This window comes from Metabacillus sp. KUDC1714 (assembly GCF_014217835.1).
GTDB lineage: Bacteria > Bacillota > Bacilli > Bacillales > Bacillaceae > Metabacillus > Metabacillus rhizosphaerae.
Genome location: NZ_CP055263.1, coordinates 3,995,246 through 4,013,342, shown reverse-complemented (window position 1 = coordinate 4,013,342; position 18,097 = coordinate 3,995,246). Strand labels below are relative to the sequence as shown.

The following is an 18,097-nucleotide window of genomic DNA, read 5'->3' as shown; positions in this document are numbered from 1 at the left end:
TTAATGAAAATAAAGCTTGGAAACAAATCCAAGCTCCATTAATACAAATAATTTAATACTCTTTCATCAGCAAGGTTAGTGTCAATTGGACATTTTTTTGAATTCCGCCCATATTGCCATAACCATACATTTGCTTTACAGTTTGGCTTCGCTGGATTATACCTAGGTGCCTTTCGTTCTGAAGTGGCTCCAGTTTCAGGTTCTGCACTCCAAAGAATTCCTTGAACAGCAACTTCATTATTTTGATGGACAGCCTGACAATAAGCTTGTGAAAAATCTCCTTTTAGAGGATCATGGTAAAAACCTGAACGATATTCTGAACGTAAAAGCGTTTCAACCCATCCTGTGATCCATGCTGCATCTACTTTAAAAAAATTCTCAACACTAGCAAATAATGCAATATTTTTCGGAAGTCCTAATCTCCTAGCATGGTAAACTGCATTTCTTGCAGCTACTCTCGCCTCTTCATAACCTACAGCTTCCGTGATGACATTGTAAATTGGTAATATCTTAATACCTTTACTTCTTATAAAAATAATTTCTTCTTTAGTTAGCCCACTCGAAACATTTACTTTTTCAGATAAATATCTTCCCCAATATTTAGGTAAACCAAATTGATTCTTCACACATTCATAAAATTCTTGATCAACCGGATTATTCGAGTCAACTCCCCATACCTTTCGTGCCAGAGACCTCACACCCTTTCTCTCTAAGCTCTACTCATATATATGAGATAAATGGTTGTCTCAAACATACTACGTTACAAAGTTTTAATCCTAGGTTTCGAAAAAATATCAAAAAATAGTGTTAGGAGCTTTTATCACCAAACTCTTTTCCTCTAGTTTCTGAATGGAAATAAAAAATTCATGCATGATAAAAAGAGACTTATCTTAAAAATTTGGATCTGTTAAACTTGGTTGTTGATTTCTGCTGCATGCGTTTGCATTCTGTGGGCGGTCCGGGATCTTACGTATTCGTTGCAATCAACAATTTGCCTAAAACAACAGTGAGCTTTAAAAGATCCTATAATTTATAAGAAAAATAATGCATAAATGTAACTCTCTTGATACAATCTTATGTACGATTATACGGGATGGGCTGAGGGTTACACTTAAGGAAGGTAAACATTGAATAAATTTTTTCAACTTAAAGACAACAAAACAACTATTAAAAATGAAATACTTGCAGGAACAGTTTCCTTCTTTACTATTGTTTATATTGTCGTCGTTAATGCTGCAATCTTATCTGATGCAGGTATTCCATTAGAAGCAGGAATAATCGCGACTGTGCTAACCTCGTTTGCAGGATGTTTTATCATGGGGTTCTACGGAAATACTCCAATTATCCTTGTACCAGGTATGGGAGTAAACGCATTATTTACCTATACGATTGTTTTAGGGATGGGGTTATCATGGCAAGAAGGACTAGCTGTTGTTTTTGTATCAGGTTTATTATTTACTGTTATTGCTTTTACAAAGCTAGCATCGATTATTTCAGAATCGATCCCTCATTCCTTAAAAGAGGCCATTACAGTTGGTATTGGTTTATTTCTTACTTTTATAGGCTTGCAAAAGGGTGGAATTATCATTTTAAATAAAGAGACATACGTATCATTAGGTGACTTTAGTGATCCAGCTGTTATATTAACACTAGTTACATTATTAATAACAATTGCGTTATTTGCAAGGCAGATTCCTGGTAATTTCTTAATTAGCATCCTACTTGGTACACTTTTAGCTGGATTTTGTGGTCAACTTTCATTTGAATCTGTAACACATCCAGAAAATGCCATACATGCGTATAAATATGTAATCGCCGCTATGTCTTTCGAACGAATTGCTGATTTAACTTTCTGGACAGCTACATTCTCACTAACAATGGTTATTGTTTTTGAGAATATTGGACTTGTGTTTGGACAGGTTCATATGATTGATCGACCAAACACGTACAAACGTTCATTACGAGCCAATGCATTATCAACTATTACATCTGGTTTATTTGGTTCAAGCCCAACTGTAAGTACTGTTGAAACAGCAGCAGGAATTACTGCAGGAGGTCGCACTGGCTTAACCTCTGTTACAACTGGGGTTTTGTTTTTAAGTTCATTATTATTTTTACCCTTTATTAAAGTAATACCTGATAGCGCGATAGCACCTATATTAATCTTAATTGGGAGCTTGATGATTCAAAATATACAGCATATTGATTTAACTGACTTTAGTGAAAGCTTCCCATCATTTTTAATTATCGCCTTAATTCCATTTACATATAGTATTGTAGATGGAATGGCATTTGGATTTATTATCTATCCATTTTTGAAGGTTTTATTAAATAGAAGGAAAGAAGTAAAACCTCCTCTTTATTTTATTGCAGGGTTATTTTTACTTAACTTCATCTTACATGCTCTTCATTAATTTACTAAGGCAGACCAAAAAATGGTCTGTCTTTTGTTTTAGGATTATTTATTCGCACACAGTGTTTTGTATAAAAAACCTCGACTATTTACAGAATATATAGTGTGATGATGTTTACTACAGAAGGTACTTACATTGTGAGGTGTATGATGAAATATTTAGTGATATTTATGTTCCTATTAGCCTGTACTGCCTGTAATACAGTTGATAAAAGTGAGGCATTAAATGAACGCAATAACGAAGAAAAAGGCTTGCTCCAAACTGGGAATGACAATACAAGGACGAGCGATGACTTATTAGTTGAATCAAGAGAAGAATTTAATCTAGATAATGATCGCGATCCATTGCACCCAACTAAAGCCGAAGAGCTTGTAAGAGAGAAACTCGACTTGCATGAAAATGAGGATATGATTGTTCAATATGATCACTTAGAAAAAGGTAATTATATTATCCATGTTTATTCAGTTGTGGGCGTACAAGAAAAAAGTGAAGCTTGGTATATGGTTGACTTAGAAACAGAGGATGTAGAACCACTTAAGCGTTAAAAAGAGGATGATGCAAAGGAAAAGCTTTGCGTCATCTTCTTTTTTTATCCTAAGATCTTTGTTAAAGCTATCTGTTGGTTTAGGCACCTTATTGATCGTATCGTAATGTGTCAGACTCCTGCGGGTTTGCGAGTCCAAGGGAGACCCCGCAGTTGCAAAGCACCAAGGAGTCTTCTGGATCCGCATGCAGCGGAAATCAACAACAGAGTTTAACAGAACCTTTTTTTTAAAAAAACAACTAGGTATATAGAACTATTAAAAAAAGCCATATTTAATAAGCATTACAGTATATTCCTCTTAAAAATTTACACTAACTTAACAAATTAAATGTAGGCAGTATAGTAAAATAGGAGTAAATCAAAGCCTGTAAAATAATAGGAGTCGTGAGTATATGTTAACCATAGGGGATATTTCAGAAAAGGTACCCGTTGTTTCATTAACTACCAAAAGTGCTGAAGTAAACTTACTTTTTGAAGTTAATCCCGATCTTGAAGGAATACTTGTTGTTGAAGATGATAAACCTGCTGGATTGGTTATGAAATCTCAATTTTATCGTAAAATTTCAACAAAATATGGCTTTGATCTCTTTATGGGTAGGCCGATAAATCTAGTCATGGATACAAATCCATTGATCGTTGAATTCTTTGATCCAATCACATTAGTTAGTTCTAAAGCAATGGCCCGAAGCCAAAAGAATCTTTATGATTATGTTGTTGTTTTACAAAATGAACGTTTACATGGAATTGTTAGCATTAAAAACCTACTAATTAAGCTAGCTGAAATCCAAGTAAACCAGGCTATGTACACAAATCCTTTATCTGGACTACCAGGTAATGTTCTTATCGAGGAAAAAATGCTTGATTACTTACAAAATGGAACAAAACCATTTTCTCTCTTATATCTAGATCTTGATCATTTTAAGGAATACAATGACACGTATGGTTTCAAAAAAGGCGATTTACTAATTAAAGAAGTTTCTAATCTACTAAGTAAATATGTTCTGTTAAATAATCATGAGGACTCGTTTGTTGGTCATATCGGAGGAGATGATTTTGTCGCTATTCTACCAAATCATAACTTCGAGCCAACTTGTCAAGCAATCATGCAAGAATTTAGAAATCGAATAAAAGAGTACTATGATGACAATGACTGGAAAAATAAATATGTATTTACCAAAGACCGTAATGGCCATTTTGGGAACATCCCTCTTGTGACCCTTTCTATCGCGGTTGTGACAAACGAATATCACACCTATATTTCAATAGATGAAATTAGTAAGATAGCTTCTGATGTCAAAAAACAATGTAAATCATATGATGACAGTTGCTACATTCATTTTGAAAATAAGAATAATAATTTAATCGAACAAACGAATTGTAGTTGTACATAATTTCTGCTTTTTAGACAACTCAGTTATTACAAAAATCTTTAAGAAGTTGCTTTAATAGCTTTTTTCTTTCTTTTTTATGTTTCTAATTTCTCAATCATACTGTCGGTGATTTTCTTATTCGCTTCATACTAGCTGTCATTTGATCTTACATGAACGACATTTAGTTCTATGGGTAGACATTAGCAATCAACTTTCATGAATAGACGTTCACCTATTGCTTCCCCCCTGCATATCGTAACCTTGAAGGTTCATGTGAGAGGAGAGAAATTTAGAATGTATCCATATCATCGTCAATTTACAATTCAAATCCCTGGATTCCCACAATTTGGTGGTCAAGGAGGATTTCCACCTGTTGGCCCTCCAGGTGGTTTTGGTCCTGGTCAGCCACCATTTGGTCCTCCTGGTCAAGGTGGAGGATTTGGCGGAGGTCCTGGTCAAAGCGGTCCCCCATCAGGTCCACCACCAAGTACAATTCCTCAAGAACAGGGTCAAGGACAATTTGGTGTTTTTGCGGTTGATCCAGGTGGAATTCGTGGATGTCTCTACCGCTTTACGTACATTCGCTTAAATAATGGCCGTGCGTTTTGGTACTACCCAACATTTGTAGGCAGAAACTCTGTAGCAGGCTGGCGTTGGCGCAGAAACCAATTTCGCTGGGAATACTTCGGCATTGATTTAGATCGTATTCGTTCGTTCAGTTGTAGGTAAGAAATAATCGCAAGAGCCCTTTCTCATTTTCTGCACTTGCACAAGGGATCGCGCCATTGCTAGAATTAAAACAAAATACAAAAACATTTTCAATAGGAACCGATCATTATTAGGTTCCTTTTTATGATTCCTTTTCCCCAATTCCTCTCTCATCTTTCGTTTTTTCACATAGGTTAGGTAGATATTGTAAAAATAAACCACTAACTTTTGTACAAAATTAAGTTTGTCTTTACTTTGTACAAGGAGGGAAAATGATGACAAAACGAAATCGACGAACAAAATCTGGCCTGCAAACAGCAAAAGCTATTACAGATCCAGAAATTGCAAAGGAAATTTCCCCAAATACGAATAAAAAAGCAGAAAAAACACATCCGAGAAACCAGTAACAATATAAACAATGTGATGGTAAGATTAGGGAAATAAAAAAATAAAGTTAAAGGCAAAAAATCGTCAGGAATCTAAATCAATGACTAAAATTCCCTTAACATTTTTGTTTTTCTATCTCATTAAAATATACTCGGACGGACATCATAAAATAGAGCATCTTATCGTGCTCAACGTTCCTAAACCATTCAGGAGGGGTGTTTGACGATGGCTAGAAACAAATTATTAGTGCCTGGTGCAGAAAATGCTCTGAATTCCATGAAACAGGAAATTGCGAATGAATTAGGGGTTGAACTGGGTGCCGATACGACAGCTCGTGCAAATGGTTCTGTTGGTGGAGAGATGACAAAGCGATTAATCGCGATGGCCGAAAACCAACTTCAGAATCATACACATTAATTTTCCCAAGGGAACCTCATTATATTGAGGTTCCTTTTTAAAAACTAATGTATATTAGCCAAATCCAAAGTTATTCGATTATGAAAATTTTTAAGAGGCCATTATAAAAAGAGTGCACTTATAAGCAAACAAACAAATGAGATTTTGCTGCTTTTAAGCGCACTTCTTTAATTATATAAAGTAAGTAATATCATGCATTTACTTCTTTTGAATAGTTAAGAAAGAATTGATGTCTTCGTTTGGCTTGAGAAATAATCATTTTTATTTCGTTTTTATAAAAGTTCAAATGTGCTAGTGTTAGTGCTGAAAGCATTTCTGTTTCTAATTTAGCAACAATATCTTGTTCTTCTTTTGTTAACAACCCTTTTTCAACAATCATCTTTTTCACCTCTTTTATCATTTGGCCAAAAAGTGTTTACACTAATATGTATTCGTTTGTTTGAAGTGTTTATGTCGGTATTATAATTTTGTCCCTTTATGAAAACGAAACCAGCCCATTCTGTAGAAGAACCAAATCATTGCTACACTAATGGCTAACATGATACCCAATACAATAAAATAACTATATTTCCCCGCCAATTCGGGCATATAGTCGAAATTCATTCCATAGACACCTGCAATAAATGTTAAAGGTAAAAAAATCGACGACATCACTGTCAATGTCATCATAACTCGATTCATTCGATCTGAACTAATAGATAAATAACTATCTCTAATATCTGCAGATAATTCCCGATTAGCATCAATCATTTCAACAAGCTTTAATAGATGATCATAAATATCATGAAAATAAACCTGCTTCTCTTTTAATGTATTCAATCTAGAGGATGAAATGATACGATATAAGAGATCGCGCATAGGAATTATCGTTCTTCTTAGTTTATTTAGCTCAGAGCGAATGTCGAAAACCTGCTCCATTAATTCACTAATTGTTCGATCACTTGTATTATCTTCAATTTGATTAATTAAATCTTCTAATTTATAGACAGGTGGAAAATAATCATCAACGAGATGATCGATAATATGATACATAATTTGCATTGCATTATTTTGTAAAGTTTTCTCCTTTTTCACACGGAACCAGATGTTATTTATATCTCTGATTGGCTTTTTATGAAATGTCACAACATAATTATCTGAAACAAATAAATCTACCTCATCCGCTTCAATTGTTTTCTGATTAATGGAATGAACAACAATAAAAAGATAATGATCATAAAAATCCATTTTCGGTCGTTGGACATATTCTATACAATCTTCAATAGCTAGCGGATGAAAGTGAAAATAATTTGATAGAAGCTTCACCTCTTCATTTGATGGCTCGTGAAAATCTACCCAAAACCACTGAATCTGCTGATTTTTTAGCGACTTTAGAGGTAAATCATAAACAACTTTATTGTCTGCTGTAATTGCTAATGTACGGATCAATACCTTCACTACCCTCTTTAACCATATCTTTAAAACTATTCCCCCATATTACTTTTACTAAACTTATTGTGGGATTAAAAAAATAAGCAATATTCGAAAATGATTATTGTTTTTTTGTGTTCATAGCTGTACAGAAGATGGTAAAATAACACCTATATATTCATTTAATAACGACAAATTTCGAGTGGTGATAGAAGCACCATCGAAAAATGGAGGTAATGATGGAACACTTAGTAAATTCACGTGTTAAACAAATTGAACTCTCAGGGATTAGAAAATTCTTTAATATGGTAGCAGATTATGAAGATGTTATTTCTCTCACGATAGGTCAACCTGACTTTGATACTCCAGTGCATGTTAAAAATGCTGGAATAGAAGCCATTCAACAAAATTTCACTACATACACTCACAATGCTGGTTTTATCCAACTTCGCGAGGCAGCGAGTCATTTCTTATTTAAAAAGTATGGTCTTACATACTCTCCTGAAAATGAAGTAATCGTGACAGTAGGAGCAAGTCAAGCGATCGATTGTACGTTTCGTACATTATTAGAAGAAGGCAGTGAAGTAATATTACCTAGCCCAGTTTATCCTGGTTATGAACCGCTGATTAAGCTTGCTGGAGGGACACCTGTTTATGTGGACACAACAACTAATCAGTTTAAGCTAACGGCTGAGTTACTTGCACCATATATAACTGAAAAAACAAGATGTATCGTGCTCCCATATCCATCAAATCCTACAGGAGTCACGTTGGAGGAGGATGAGTTACAAGAAGTTGCTGAATTAGTCAGAGATAAGAACATATTTATCTTATCAGACGAAATTTATAGTGAGCTTGTATATGGAAAGCACCATCATTCGATTGCTCGCTATTTACGAGAACAAACAATAGTGATAAATGGACTTTCTAAATCACATAGTATGACTGGATGGCGTATAGGTTTATTATTTGCCCCTGAAGCTGTTGCCAAGCACATATTAAAGGTCCATCAATATAATGTGTCATGTGCAACCTCTATCTCACAAAAAGCCGCATATGAGGCACTTACTACAGGTATTGATGATGCAACAGTTATGAAGGATGCATATCAAGAACGATTAGAATATGTATATACCCGTTTGGTTAAGATGGGTTTTGAAGTTGTTAAACCAGATGGAGCTTTTTATTTGTTTCCTTCTATAAAGAAATTCAATCAATCTTCCTTCGATTTTGCACTATCACTAGTTAAGAATGCTGGAGTAGCACTAGTTCCTGGTAGTGCGTTTTCTGAATATGGAGAAGGCTATGTTCGGCTTTCTTATGCATATGCTATGGAACAACTAATTGAAGCTATGGACCGGATTGAAAATTATGTGAAAAGTTTATAAGATTTTACTAAAACAGCGGCGAAGAAGCCGTTGTTTTAGTATGAAGGAAAGGGTTTGAGCCCGCTTAAACTATTTATTTTGCCCATATTAGTTTAGTTGGGAATGAAACACTCAAACTCCTCCTTCATTTTGATACCAAAATGAAAAATATTATACCGCTTTAAACAAAGACTAAATTCACCATTCAAGTTCATCCACATGGAATTTCAACCGTAAACGTACTACCTTCCCCTAGTTTACTTTCGACAAAAATGGTCCCATTATGATCCTCAATGATTTTGTATGTGATCATTAACCCTAAACCATTTCCTTTTTCTTTTGTTGTCAAAAAAGGCTCACCTATACGTTCAATTAGTTCAGAAGGTATTCCTTCTCCTTCATCTTTGACAATAATGCTGACATTTTTGTCATATCGTTTTGTGTGAACTGTAACCTTTCCACCCTTAGGCATCGCATCAATGGCATTTTTAAATAAATTGATAAATACTTGCTTAAGTTGATTTTGATCACAATTTATCATTATATTTGAATTATCATGTTTTTGTTCAATTGAAACACTATTCAAATTAGCCTGTGTTTCCAAAAGCATCGAAACATCCTGCAGTAATGTTACTAGATTAGCTTGCTTAAATTTCGTTTCCTGTGGCTTTGCAAGCATAAGCAGCTCACTCAAAATCATCTCAATTCGATTTAATTCTGAAAATATAATATGAAAATATTGATTATGATTTTTCAACTCAGGATGCATAATTTGTAAAAATCCTTTAATTGCAGTTAAAGGATTCCTGATTTCGTGAGCAATTCCAGCTGCTAGCTGCCCAGCAATGGAAAGTTTCTCAGAGCGAAGCATTAATTCTTCAGTTTTTTTACGATCTGAAATATCTCGTAAAATGACTTGAACAGCTTGTTCACCGAAATAGGTTGTTGGAATACACACCATTTCTGTATAAATTGTTTTATCCTCAAGAATTGTCCAAGATTGATTTGTTACATTAACCTCTGATTTTCCCGTTAAAATACTTTCTAATGATTCCTTCATTTGCTTATGATCATTTGGATGTAAATGTTCAAAAATATTTTTCCCAAGCATTTCTGGATAATCTCCAGCTTCGAAGAGCTTTACACCTGATTCATTCACAAACACCCATTTATCTTGATGAATTACCGCAATTGTATCGATCGAATTGTCGATTAATCGTTGGTATCGTTCCCTACTTTTCTGGAGGATTTTTTGAAAGTTTCTCCTTGAAGAAATATCAGTTAATACGATTAATTCTGCTTTTTGATTTTTGAAGGTTGTTAGATTAGCTGTTACTTCTACACTAATTTCCGTACCATCAAGTCTTCTCCACATTTGTTCAATAATGCCTATTTTTTCGCCATTATGTAACCTTTGAATTCGATTTTTAACAATATCATGGTAACTTTTATCAATAAAGTCAGCTGTATGCTTACCAATTAGTTGATCCTTAGAACTTGCACCAAGTAGATCCTTAAACGCCTTATTTACATAGCAAATTTCACCAAAAATAGACAAATACAATGGACTAGGTAAATCCTCTAGTAAAAGATCACCATCCACATTACCAATTGTATGATCACTATTACTTTCAATACGATCATTTGAATGAGTAATAACCAAATTAGTTTTCAATGCTCTCATTTTAAGAACAATTTCTTGCCCATGCTTAGAGACATTACTTCGAATAAAATCCACAGTTGCCTCAAACCATATATACCTTCCGTCTTCATGTAAAAAGCGAAATGTACAGGAGTTCAAATGATGCTCATTAAAAAAATAACTCTCAATTAAAAACAAATCTTCATTATGTATAAAATCTTTCATATATTTTCCGACTAAATCATCATTTGGATAACCCATTTGTTCAATCGAATTTGAAGAAATATATTGGAAGCGTCCGTTTGATGAAACTACAGCATATACTTCTACATCCTGTATTACTGTATCTACATTTGTTGCTTTACGATCCATAGCTTCCCCTCCTTTTCATTACCTCTTCACTAGGGAATAAGTATAAATAAAGAAAATATTAACTGTGAAACGAGATGGCTGACGCCTTACGCCACCATTGATAGAAGATCGAAACATTGTTGCACTTACGTAGTACCTACCCTTTAAAATTAGCGAGTTGACTAAACAAATGGATTAAAGCTTGTACCAGACTAGCTTAGCCTTAGCCCTTACCAAAAATGTAAAACATTGCGTTACTATATTATTATTCAATTTCAATTATTAAAAATCCTTTTTTAGGATATTCTTGACTAAAATTTTACATTCCTTGAGATGAAAGCGTTAGTTTATAAGATTATCTAATATATAGATTTAATAGGATAACTTAAATTTATAAGTCTTAACGTTAATATTAAGTGTACGTTGTTATAAACTTTTGTCAATATAGAAACCTTTATCCCTTTATAATTAACGACCATTCTACCAATTGAATGTTCATCATTTAACGCGAAAAACCCTTTATACCTCCTACTATATATCTACTAGTCAAGAGTTCAATGATTTTCACTTTGGATCACCAAATTAATTCTATTTCGTTTTACTATCTTATAATAGTCAACAGAGACATTAATTTCACTATCAATCCGTATGTAAAAATAATGCCAAACCTCTAAAAAGGTCTGACATTCTAAATTGTGTTACTTACCTATTCCATCTTGCATCAATCAACTAGTCTTCGAGGTTGGCCGTATCTTTAGAGCCATATAAATATATTAGCTAATGCTTTTTAACCGTTTCATCTCTTAACGCTCTACGCAAAATCTTACCAACATTTGTTTTCGGAAGTGCTTCTTTAAAATCAATGTATTTCGGAACCTTAAAGGCCGCTAAATGCTGGCGACAGTAAAGAATAATTTCATCACTTGTTGCTGTTTTTCCTGCTTTTAATACGATAAATGCCTTGACTGTCTCACCACGATATTGATCTGGCACCCCAATAACAACTGCTTCCTGTACGCTCGGATGCTCATAAAGAACTTCTTCAATATCTCGAGGATAAATATTATAACCACTGGCAATAATCAGATCTTTTTTTCGGTCTACAATCGATAAGTAGCCATCTTTATCCATTCTTGCGATATCACCTGTAAATAACCAACCATTACGGAGAGTGACAGCAGTTTCCTCGGGCATATTCCAATAGCCTTTCATCACTTGTGGTCCTTTAATGATTAGTTCACCTAGCTTACCTATAGGAACTTCTTGTGTTCCTGTTCCAACATCAACGATTTTATAGGCAGTACTTGGCATCCCCAAGCCAACAGTACCTGGTTTTCGTATTTCGAATGCAGGGTTGCAGTGTGTTGTCGGTGATGCTTCTGAAAGACCATAACCTTCCAAGATTTTCGCTCCAGTTTTCCGCTCAAATTCATTTAAAAGCTCAACTGGCATTGGTGCACTTCCACTATTACAAATTCGAATTGAATCAATACCATAATCTTCCGCATTAGGGTGATTTGTAATTGCTACATACATTGTTGGTACACCCGGAAAGAGTGATGGCTGCTCACGTTTGATAGTTTGAAGCACTTCTTCCAAATCAAACCTCGGTAGCATAATCATAGAATTACCACAGAGAATTGAGAGATTCATACAGCTAGACATTCCAAAAACATGGAATAAGGGAATGACAGTTAAACACTTTTCCTTCCCTAATACGATTTCATCTTTAAAAAATTCATATGATTGAACAGCATTTGCTACAATATTTTTATGTGAAAGCATTGCCCCCTTTGATCTACCAGTTGTTCCGCCTGTATACTGGAGAACAGCAATATCATGCTCTGGTTCACATTCAACTGGAAACACTTGACCAGTTTGTTTTGCTAAAAATCTATCAAATGTATAATCCTCAGGTTGATTTTTTTCTGAAGGTTGAAGGCTAACTGTAATAATATTTTTTAAATTTGTCCTTAATTGAATGGCCTTTATTCTTGGATAGAGGGCATCTAATACAACGATCGTTTCAGAATCAGAGTCATTTACAATATACTCTAGTTCCCTTTCGACTAGCATTGGGTTAATTTGTGTAACGATTGCACCAGCTGTTAGTGCACCAAAGTAAGAAACAATATATTGAGGACAGTTCGGGAGCATAATAGCTACACGATCTCCCTTTTGAACACCTGATTGCTGTAAAGAGGATGCAAACGCAAACACCATTTTTGCAATCTCGTTATATGTTAAACGAATACTATAAAATGAAACAGCTTCATGATTTCCATAGAATTGAACAGTTTGCTGAAGCATTTCGGGAACGGAAATTGGAGGTATTACCACTTCGTTTGGTATATGATCCGGATAAGTAGAATACCATTGCTTTATATCTTCCATTAATTGATCCTCCTCAAAAAAATATTTTAATAAAATCAAATAATAATAAATTGGCTATATCTTTTAAACTGAATGAATTTAGCTAGAAATTTCTCATAAAATCCTATATATCCCAACCTCTCCAATCATAGTAAGCGTTTACATTCTTTTTAAGAGCATGTGTCTCTGCTCAAATTTACCGGTACAGTAGTCATCTAATCTACCTTACTTTTTGATAAAGTAGGCATTTAACCACCATTGTTCTTTGAATGTTGAAATGCTGATAAAGAAGATTCTTTTGGGTAAATATATTCGACCATAGAAGTATGTATTCGCTCTTAATGGTTAATTCCCTTTTCTAATTTAGGGAAAGTTCACATAACTTTGTTCCTTTTCAGATGTAGAGTCGTCTTCTATTATCTTATTATAAATCTCACAAACTCTTCATTTTCTCAAATGTAATAGAAAAAAGAGACACTTGGTCTCTCTTAATGACTTCCCTTATATTCGCCGTTATTTTTGGATGCCTTTTCTTTTTTCGCTTTGTCTTTATGAATTTTATTTGTTGCAGCACTACCTAGCTCATGGCTAAATTCTGAATCAATGACGGCTGAATCAAAGCCCTTTTTATTTTTTTGTTGTGGATCGTTTTTCTTTGTACGTTTTGCCAAGTTATTTCACTCCTTTTAGTTTACACGATTATTTTGTGAAAAATAGCGGAATTTATGTACTAGAGTTAGTAGGGAAATATATGCATGCATAGCATTTAATTAGTTTAAAATTCCAGTTATTATTTGTGAATTTACTCTATTTTCCTATCCCTTATTAAAAAACAGAGTCTAAATCATGAGATTTAGACTCCGTTTTTGTTTTAAAATTCACATAGAGTTAAGCATTAGTCCATAAGAATGTTGCATTTAATCCTCTTCTTTTGTGCTTTCTTCCATGTCTATTTCAGTTGTTGTTACGTATTTCTTTTGAAGATCTATATAAGCTTTAACGATCCGATTGGCAATATGTTTGTTTACAGCATCACTATCATTACTTGCCCATGGAACAACTACACTAAATGCTACCTGAGGATTTTCTGATGGATAATATCCAACGAAGTTTAAATTATTCGTTTCTTTTCCCCAGTACTGACGTTTTGGTCCATAATAATTAGTTTGTGATGTACCCGTTTTACCAGCTACATCATAATCAATATATCTAGAAGCTGTCCCTGATGTAACGACAAGCTTAAATCCCTGTTGAACTCGTTCAATTTCTTCTTTCGTATTATTCACTTTATTTAATACTTTTGGAACTTTATCAACAACAATTGGTCCAAGTTCAGCTTCTTCGACAGGTGCATGGATACTTGTAACGATTCGTGGTTGAACACGAGACCCTCCATTTGCAATAACTGAAACGTATTGTGCCAATTGAAGAGGTGTATAAGTATCAAATTGTCCGATCGCAATATTTAATAGCTTACCTGCAGTATCAGGTACACTTTGTAAACCTGATGACTCTTGTGGTAAATCGATGCCTGTGTGAACTCCTAAGCCAAATTGTGCAAAATAATTTCGAAGCCTTTGGAAATCCGCTGCTGATACGTCAATTGGTCCATGTTTTACATACGTTACATCTGCAATTAGCATCGCAACATAAAACATATATACGTTAGATGAAAGTTTTAATGCACTTAAATCAGACATTAGTCCTAACGGCTTGTAAGAGCCAATTGGTTTTGGGTTTCCTTTAAAATAAAGGGGAGTATCATAATATGTTTTACCAATTGGCATTCCAAACTGATAGCCAGCTAGAACAGTTGCTCCCTTAACAGTAGAACCTGCTTCATACTGGGTAGCAAAAGCTCCATAAGCAAAGTCAAGCATTTCTCCACTTCGATTTTTATCATTAAGCTGCTTACCAACCATTGCTAAAACATCACCTTGATAAGGATCCATCATAACAACAAATGCTCGATCCATTAAAAAGTGACTTGAACTTGCTTTTCGTAATTCATCCTCTACGATCTCTTCGACCTTCATTTGTAGCTCCATATCAAATGATAGCTTTAAGTCATACCCTCTTTGTCCCTCATCAACAACTTCTTCAGAAACAATGCTGCCACTTTTATCTGAAACATACTCAACCTTTGCTTTTTGCGGATTTAAGTAATCTTCATATTGATATTCCAGATAGGAAGTTCCTACACGTTCGTTTCGGGCATAGCCTCTTGCGGTATAATAATCTTCACGCGATTGAAGAATTCCTTGTTCAGGTGAACTAATTCCACCAAAGATCGTTTGCAATGATTCATACGGGTAAGATCTTCCCCAATCAGTGATTACATCAACACCTGGGAGTACTTCTAAATGCTCTGCAACTAGAGATACTTCTTTATCCGTTAAATTTAAGGATTTTACAACCTGTGGTTCATATTGATAACCCGAGGAAAAACGTGTGTAAATATAGGCAAGTTCTTTTTCTTTGTTATTCCCCTTAATAGCTGCTACTTCAACTTCAGGCACACGATCAACCTGTAATTTATACGTTTCTGAAGGCTTTAATTCTAATTCTTTCTTTGAAAGCAGATTTTTAGCCTCTTCTGGATGTGACGCCAACCAATAGTCTTTTATATCTCGATCTTTTAGCTCTTCATCTAAAAATTCAGTTTCGTAATTAATATACTCCGCAAGCTTTTTTGCAGTTTCGATTTTGTCTTCAGCCTTTGTTGTTTTGTCAACAGTATATGTAATTGCTGGTACACTCTCGTTGTCAACAACTACTCTGTTGTAACGATCATACATTTTCCCTCGAGGAGCTGGTAAACTTGCATAATCTGATTCAGTTCTTGCTACTTCCTTAGAAAATTCTTCACCTTGTACAATTTGAACGACACCTAAACGAACGATAAGTGCAACGAACAGTAAGAAGACAAGGAAAAAGAATACATTTATCCTAACATATCTTGATTTTTTTAGTTTACGATGCTCAGATGCATTTGCGCCTTGTTCTGTCATAGTAGGTTCCTCCCTTTTTATTTTTTAGAATCTATAAAATAGGCTCATATTATCATTTTAGTCCACCCTTTATTTTACCACTAACATAGGTGTAGTTATAGCCTAAGATTATTAAAATAATGTGAATACAACGTAGTTACAATTGAAAAAGACAATGTGAGGTCACATTGTCTTTTAGACACATTTAATAGACGTTTTCCATTTAAATTAGTTTCAAATGGAAGGCTCTTGCTCTAGAATTTTTTTATTCGGTCTTCCATAGCTTTAGTAATGCTTGTGTTCCACTGTTCTCTTCACCTGACTTAGCAAGCTGTTCATAAAGCGTATGTGCAAGCTCTAATCCTGGTGTGTTTACATTCATGTTATTAGATTCTTCTAAAGCAATCCCCATATCCTTTATAAAATGCTTAACAAAAAATCCTGGTTCGAAATCATCTGCAAGCATCCTAGGCGCTAAATTACTAAGTGACCAACTTCCTGCAGCACCAGTTGAGATACTCTTTAGTACATTGGTTGCATCTAAGCCTGATTTTTTTGCATAAGCGATCGCTTCACAAACACCTATCATACCAGAGGCGATTGCAATTTGATTACACATTTTTGTGTGCTGACCTGAACCCGCTTCTCCTTGATAAACAATATTTTTTCCCATTACTTCAAACAATGGTAAACATGTTTCAAAAGCTGCTTTATCACCACCAACCATAATTGCTAGTCTTGCTTCTCTTGCACCAATATCTCCTCCTGAAACTGGAGCATCAAGTGAATATACTTTCCTTTCTCTAGCTTGTTCATAAATTTTTTTAGCTAATGTTGGTTGTGATGTCGTCATATCAATTACATATGTATTTGGTTTTGCAGCTTGTAAAATTCCATTTTGACCTAAATAAACTTCTTCTACATCCTTTGGGTAGCCAATCATTGTAATAATGATATCACTAGCTTTAGAAAGTTCATTTACCGAATCCTTCCATCTTGCTCCTACTTTGAGAAGTTCTTCCGCTTTTTCTTTCGTCCTTGTATAGACAGTTAAAGGGTAACCTGCTTTTAAGATATGATTTGCCATACTATTCCCCATAACCCCTAGGCCAATAAATCCAACTGTTGGTTTCATTTAAGTTTCCTCCTGATTATTAATATTTGGCTTATGACATAAAATAAAGAATTTTTCGAGTCATCCCCCATTTATTATATGGACTTCAACATACCACCATCAATTAATAAGGTTTGTCCTGTCATATAACTATTTGCATCAGATAATAGAAAGCTTACATAATTCGCAAATTCGTTTGGCTCTCCATATCGTCCTAACGGTATCGTCTTCTTCATCTTTTCTTCGATTTCTTCTTTTGTCATTCCTTGCCTATCTGCTGCATCGGCATCTAAAAACGCTACTCGTTCTGTAGCAATCCTACCTGGTGCAACCGTGTTAATTAAGATATTATATGGTGCAAACTCGCTTGCTAGTGTTTTTGTTAAGCCAACAATTCCTGTTCGAAAAGTATTGGACAGGATCAATCCTGGAATCGGTTCTTTTACTGAGGATGAGGCTATATTGACAATTTTCCCACCGTTGTTCTTCATATGTGGTAAAATTTCTCTCATAATTCTAATATAGCTTAATAGATTTAATTCAAAAGCATGTTGCCAATCATCATCTGTCATTTCTTCAAATGTTCCAGCTGGTGGTCCTCCTGCATTATTAACAAGGAAATCAATTGAACCGAATGCGTCTACCGTTGTTTCGATGAGTAGTTTAATTTCATTTGGACTTTTTATATTACACGAATAAAATTCAATTTTCCCTTTACTAGAAAGCTCTAGTTCTTTTTTTACAGCTTTTAATTTTTCCTGATCACGACTGGATATCATGACATTAACACCTTGTGCAGCAAGCTTTTGAGCAATTGCTTTTCCTAATCCTTGGCTTGATGCAATAACAAGTGCGTTTTTTCCTTGAAAACCTAGATTCATTTTTCGCCACCCCATATATAATAGATACGTTTATTTTATCACTTTCTAAATAACGTATGAAATAAAGTCTCCTGAAAATTAATACTTATTAGAAAATGAATGCCTGCTTATTTTTAATTTTTTTATTTA

16 protein-coding genes are annotated in these 18,097 nt (G+C 34.5%); 7 read left to right on the top strand and 9 right to left on the bottom strand.

What is annotated here, in order from left to right:
• Nucleotides 1-38: 38 nt before the first annotated feature.
• Entirely contained in the window at nucleotides 39-689 is a 651-nt protein-coding gene (locus HUW50_RS18410) for a glycoside hydrolase domain-containing protein (RefSeq protein ID WP_066331620.1), read from the bottom strand.
• 438 nt (nucleotides 690-1,127) lie between these two features.
• On the opposite strand from HUW50_RS18410, the gene HUW50_RS18405 reads away from it, so the two are divergent.
• The 6 genes from HUW50_RS18405 (at nucleotide 1,128) to HUW50_RS18385 (ending at nucleotide 5,840) form a co-directional block, all read left to right on the top strand.
• Nucleotides 1,128-2,414 carry an NCS2 family permease gene (locus HUW50_RS18405; protein WP_066330846.1) on the top strand — a complete coding sequence of 429 codons (1,287 nt, stop codon included), beginning with the start codon at nucleotides 1,128-1,130 and terminating at the stop codon, nucleotides 2,412-2,414.
• Between the two features lie 146 nt (nucleotides 2,415-2,560).
• A complete protein-coding gene (locus HUW50_RS18400) occupies nucleotides 2,561-2,959 on the top strand; it encodes a hypothetical protein (RefSeq protein ID WP_185653098.1) in 399 nt (132 codons plus the stop codon).
• Nucleotides 2,960-3,350: 391 nt separating this feature from the next.
• The gene (locus tag HUW50_RS18395; protein WP_066330853.1) at nucleotides 3,351-4,349 is read left to right on the top strand and encodes a GGDEF domain-containing protein; all 999 of its coding nucleotides are present in this window, start codon (nucleotides 3,351-3,353) and stop codon (nucleotides 4,347-4,349) included.
• 273 nt (nucleotides 4,350-4,622) lie between these two features.
• Entirely contained in the window at nucleotides 4,623-5,057 is a 435-nt protein-coding gene (locus tag HUW50_RS18390; RefSeq protein WP_066330855.1) for a hypothetical protein, read from the top strand.
• Nucleotides 5,058-5,308: 251 nt separating this feature from the next.
• The gene (locus HUW50_RS27155; protein ID WP_260445540.1) at nucleotides 5,309-5,443 is read left to right on the top strand and encodes a hypothetical protein; all 135 of its coding nucleotides are present in this window, start codon (nucleotides 5,309-5,311) and stop codon (nucleotides 5,441-5,443) included.
• A gap of 205 nt (nucleotides 5,444-5,648) precedes the next feature.
• Nucleotides 5,649-5,840, top strand: a complete 192-nt coding sequence (locus HUW50_RS18385; protein WP_066330858.1) for an alpha/beta-type small acid-soluble spore protein — start codon at nucleotides 5,649-5,651, stop codon at nucleotides 5,838-5,840.
• A gap of 190 nt (nucleotides 5,841-6,030) precedes the next feature.
• Here the strand turns inward: HUW50_RS18385 and HUW50_RS18380 are convergent, their stop codons facing one another.
• Both HUW50_RS18380 and corA read right to left on the bottom strand, forming a co-directional pair.
• Nucleotides 6,031-6,219, bottom strand: coding sequence for a hypothetical protein (locus HUW50_RS18380; RefSeq protein WP_066330860.1), 189 nt, complete (start codon nucleotides 6,217-6,219; stop codon nucleotides 6,031-6,033).
• Nucleotides 6,220-6,299: 80 nt separating this feature from the next.
• Nucleotides 6,300-7,268, bottom strand: coding sequence for a magnesium/cobalt transporter CorA (corA, locus tag HUW50_RS18375; RefSeq protein WP_066330861.1), 969 nt, complete (start codon nucleotides 7,266-7,268; stop codon nucleotides 6,300-6,302).
• A gap of 221 nt (nucleotides 7,269-7,489) precedes the next feature.
• Between corA and HUW50_RS18370 the strand changes: the two genes are divergently transcribed.
• The gene (locus HUW50_RS18370) at nucleotides 7,490-8,638 is read left to right on the top strand and encodes an aminotransferase A (protein ID WP_066330865.1); all 1,149 of its coding nucleotides are present in this window, start codon (nucleotides 7,490-7,492) and stop codon (nucleotides 8,636-8,638) included.
• Nucleotides 8,639-8,828: 190 nt separating this feature from the next.
• Here HUW50_RS18370 and HUW50_RS18365 read toward each other — a convergent pair whose 3' ends face one another.
• From HUW50_RS18365 to HUW50_RS18340, 6 genes are all read right to left on the bottom strand, one after another.
• Nucleotides 8,829-10,631, bottom strand: coding sequence for a PAS domain S-box protein (locus HUW50_RS18365; RefSeq protein WP_066330868.1), 1,803 nt, complete (start codon nucleotides 10,629-10,631; stop codon nucleotides 8,829-8,831).
• A gap of 756 nt (nucleotides 10,632-11,387) precedes the next feature.
• Entirely contained in the window at nucleotides 11,388-13,004 is a 1,617-nt protein-coding gene (locus tag HUW50_RS18360; protein ID WP_066330871.1) for a long-chain-fatty-acid--CoA ligase, read from the bottom strand.
• A 467-nt stretch (nucleotides 13,005-13,471) separates the two neighbouring features.
• On the bottom strand, nucleotides 13,472-13,654 hold the full coding sequence (locus tag HUW50_RS18355) for a hypothetical protein (RefSeq protein WP_066330880.1): 183 nt from the start codon (nucleotides 13,652-13,654) through the stop codon (nucleotides 13,472-13,474).
• Between the two features lie 246 nt (nucleotides 13,655-13,900).
• Complete coding sequence (locus HUW50_RS18350) at nucleotides 13,901-15,994, bottom strand: peptidoglycan D,D-transpeptidase FtsI family protein (protein ID WP_066330885.1); 2,094 nt, start codon at nucleotides 15,992-15,994, stop codon at nucleotides 13,901-13,903.
• A 244-nt stretch (nucleotides 15,995-16,238) separates the two neighbouring features.
• A complete protein-coding gene (locus HUW50_RS18345; RefSeq protein WP_066330888.1) occupies nucleotides 16,239-17,108 on the bottom strand; it encodes an NAD(P)-dependent oxidoreductase in 870 nt (289 codons plus the stop codon).
• Nucleotides 17,109-17,182: 74 nt separating this feature from the next.
• Nucleotides 17,183-17,968 carry an SDR family oxidoreductase gene (locus HUW50_RS18340; protein WP_066330891.1) on the bottom strand — a complete coding sequence of 262 codons (786 nt, stop codon included), beginning with the start codon at nucleotides 17,966-17,968 and terminating at the stop codon, nucleotides 17,183-17,185.
• Between the last annotated feature and the right edge of the window lie 129 nt (nucleotides 17,969-18,097).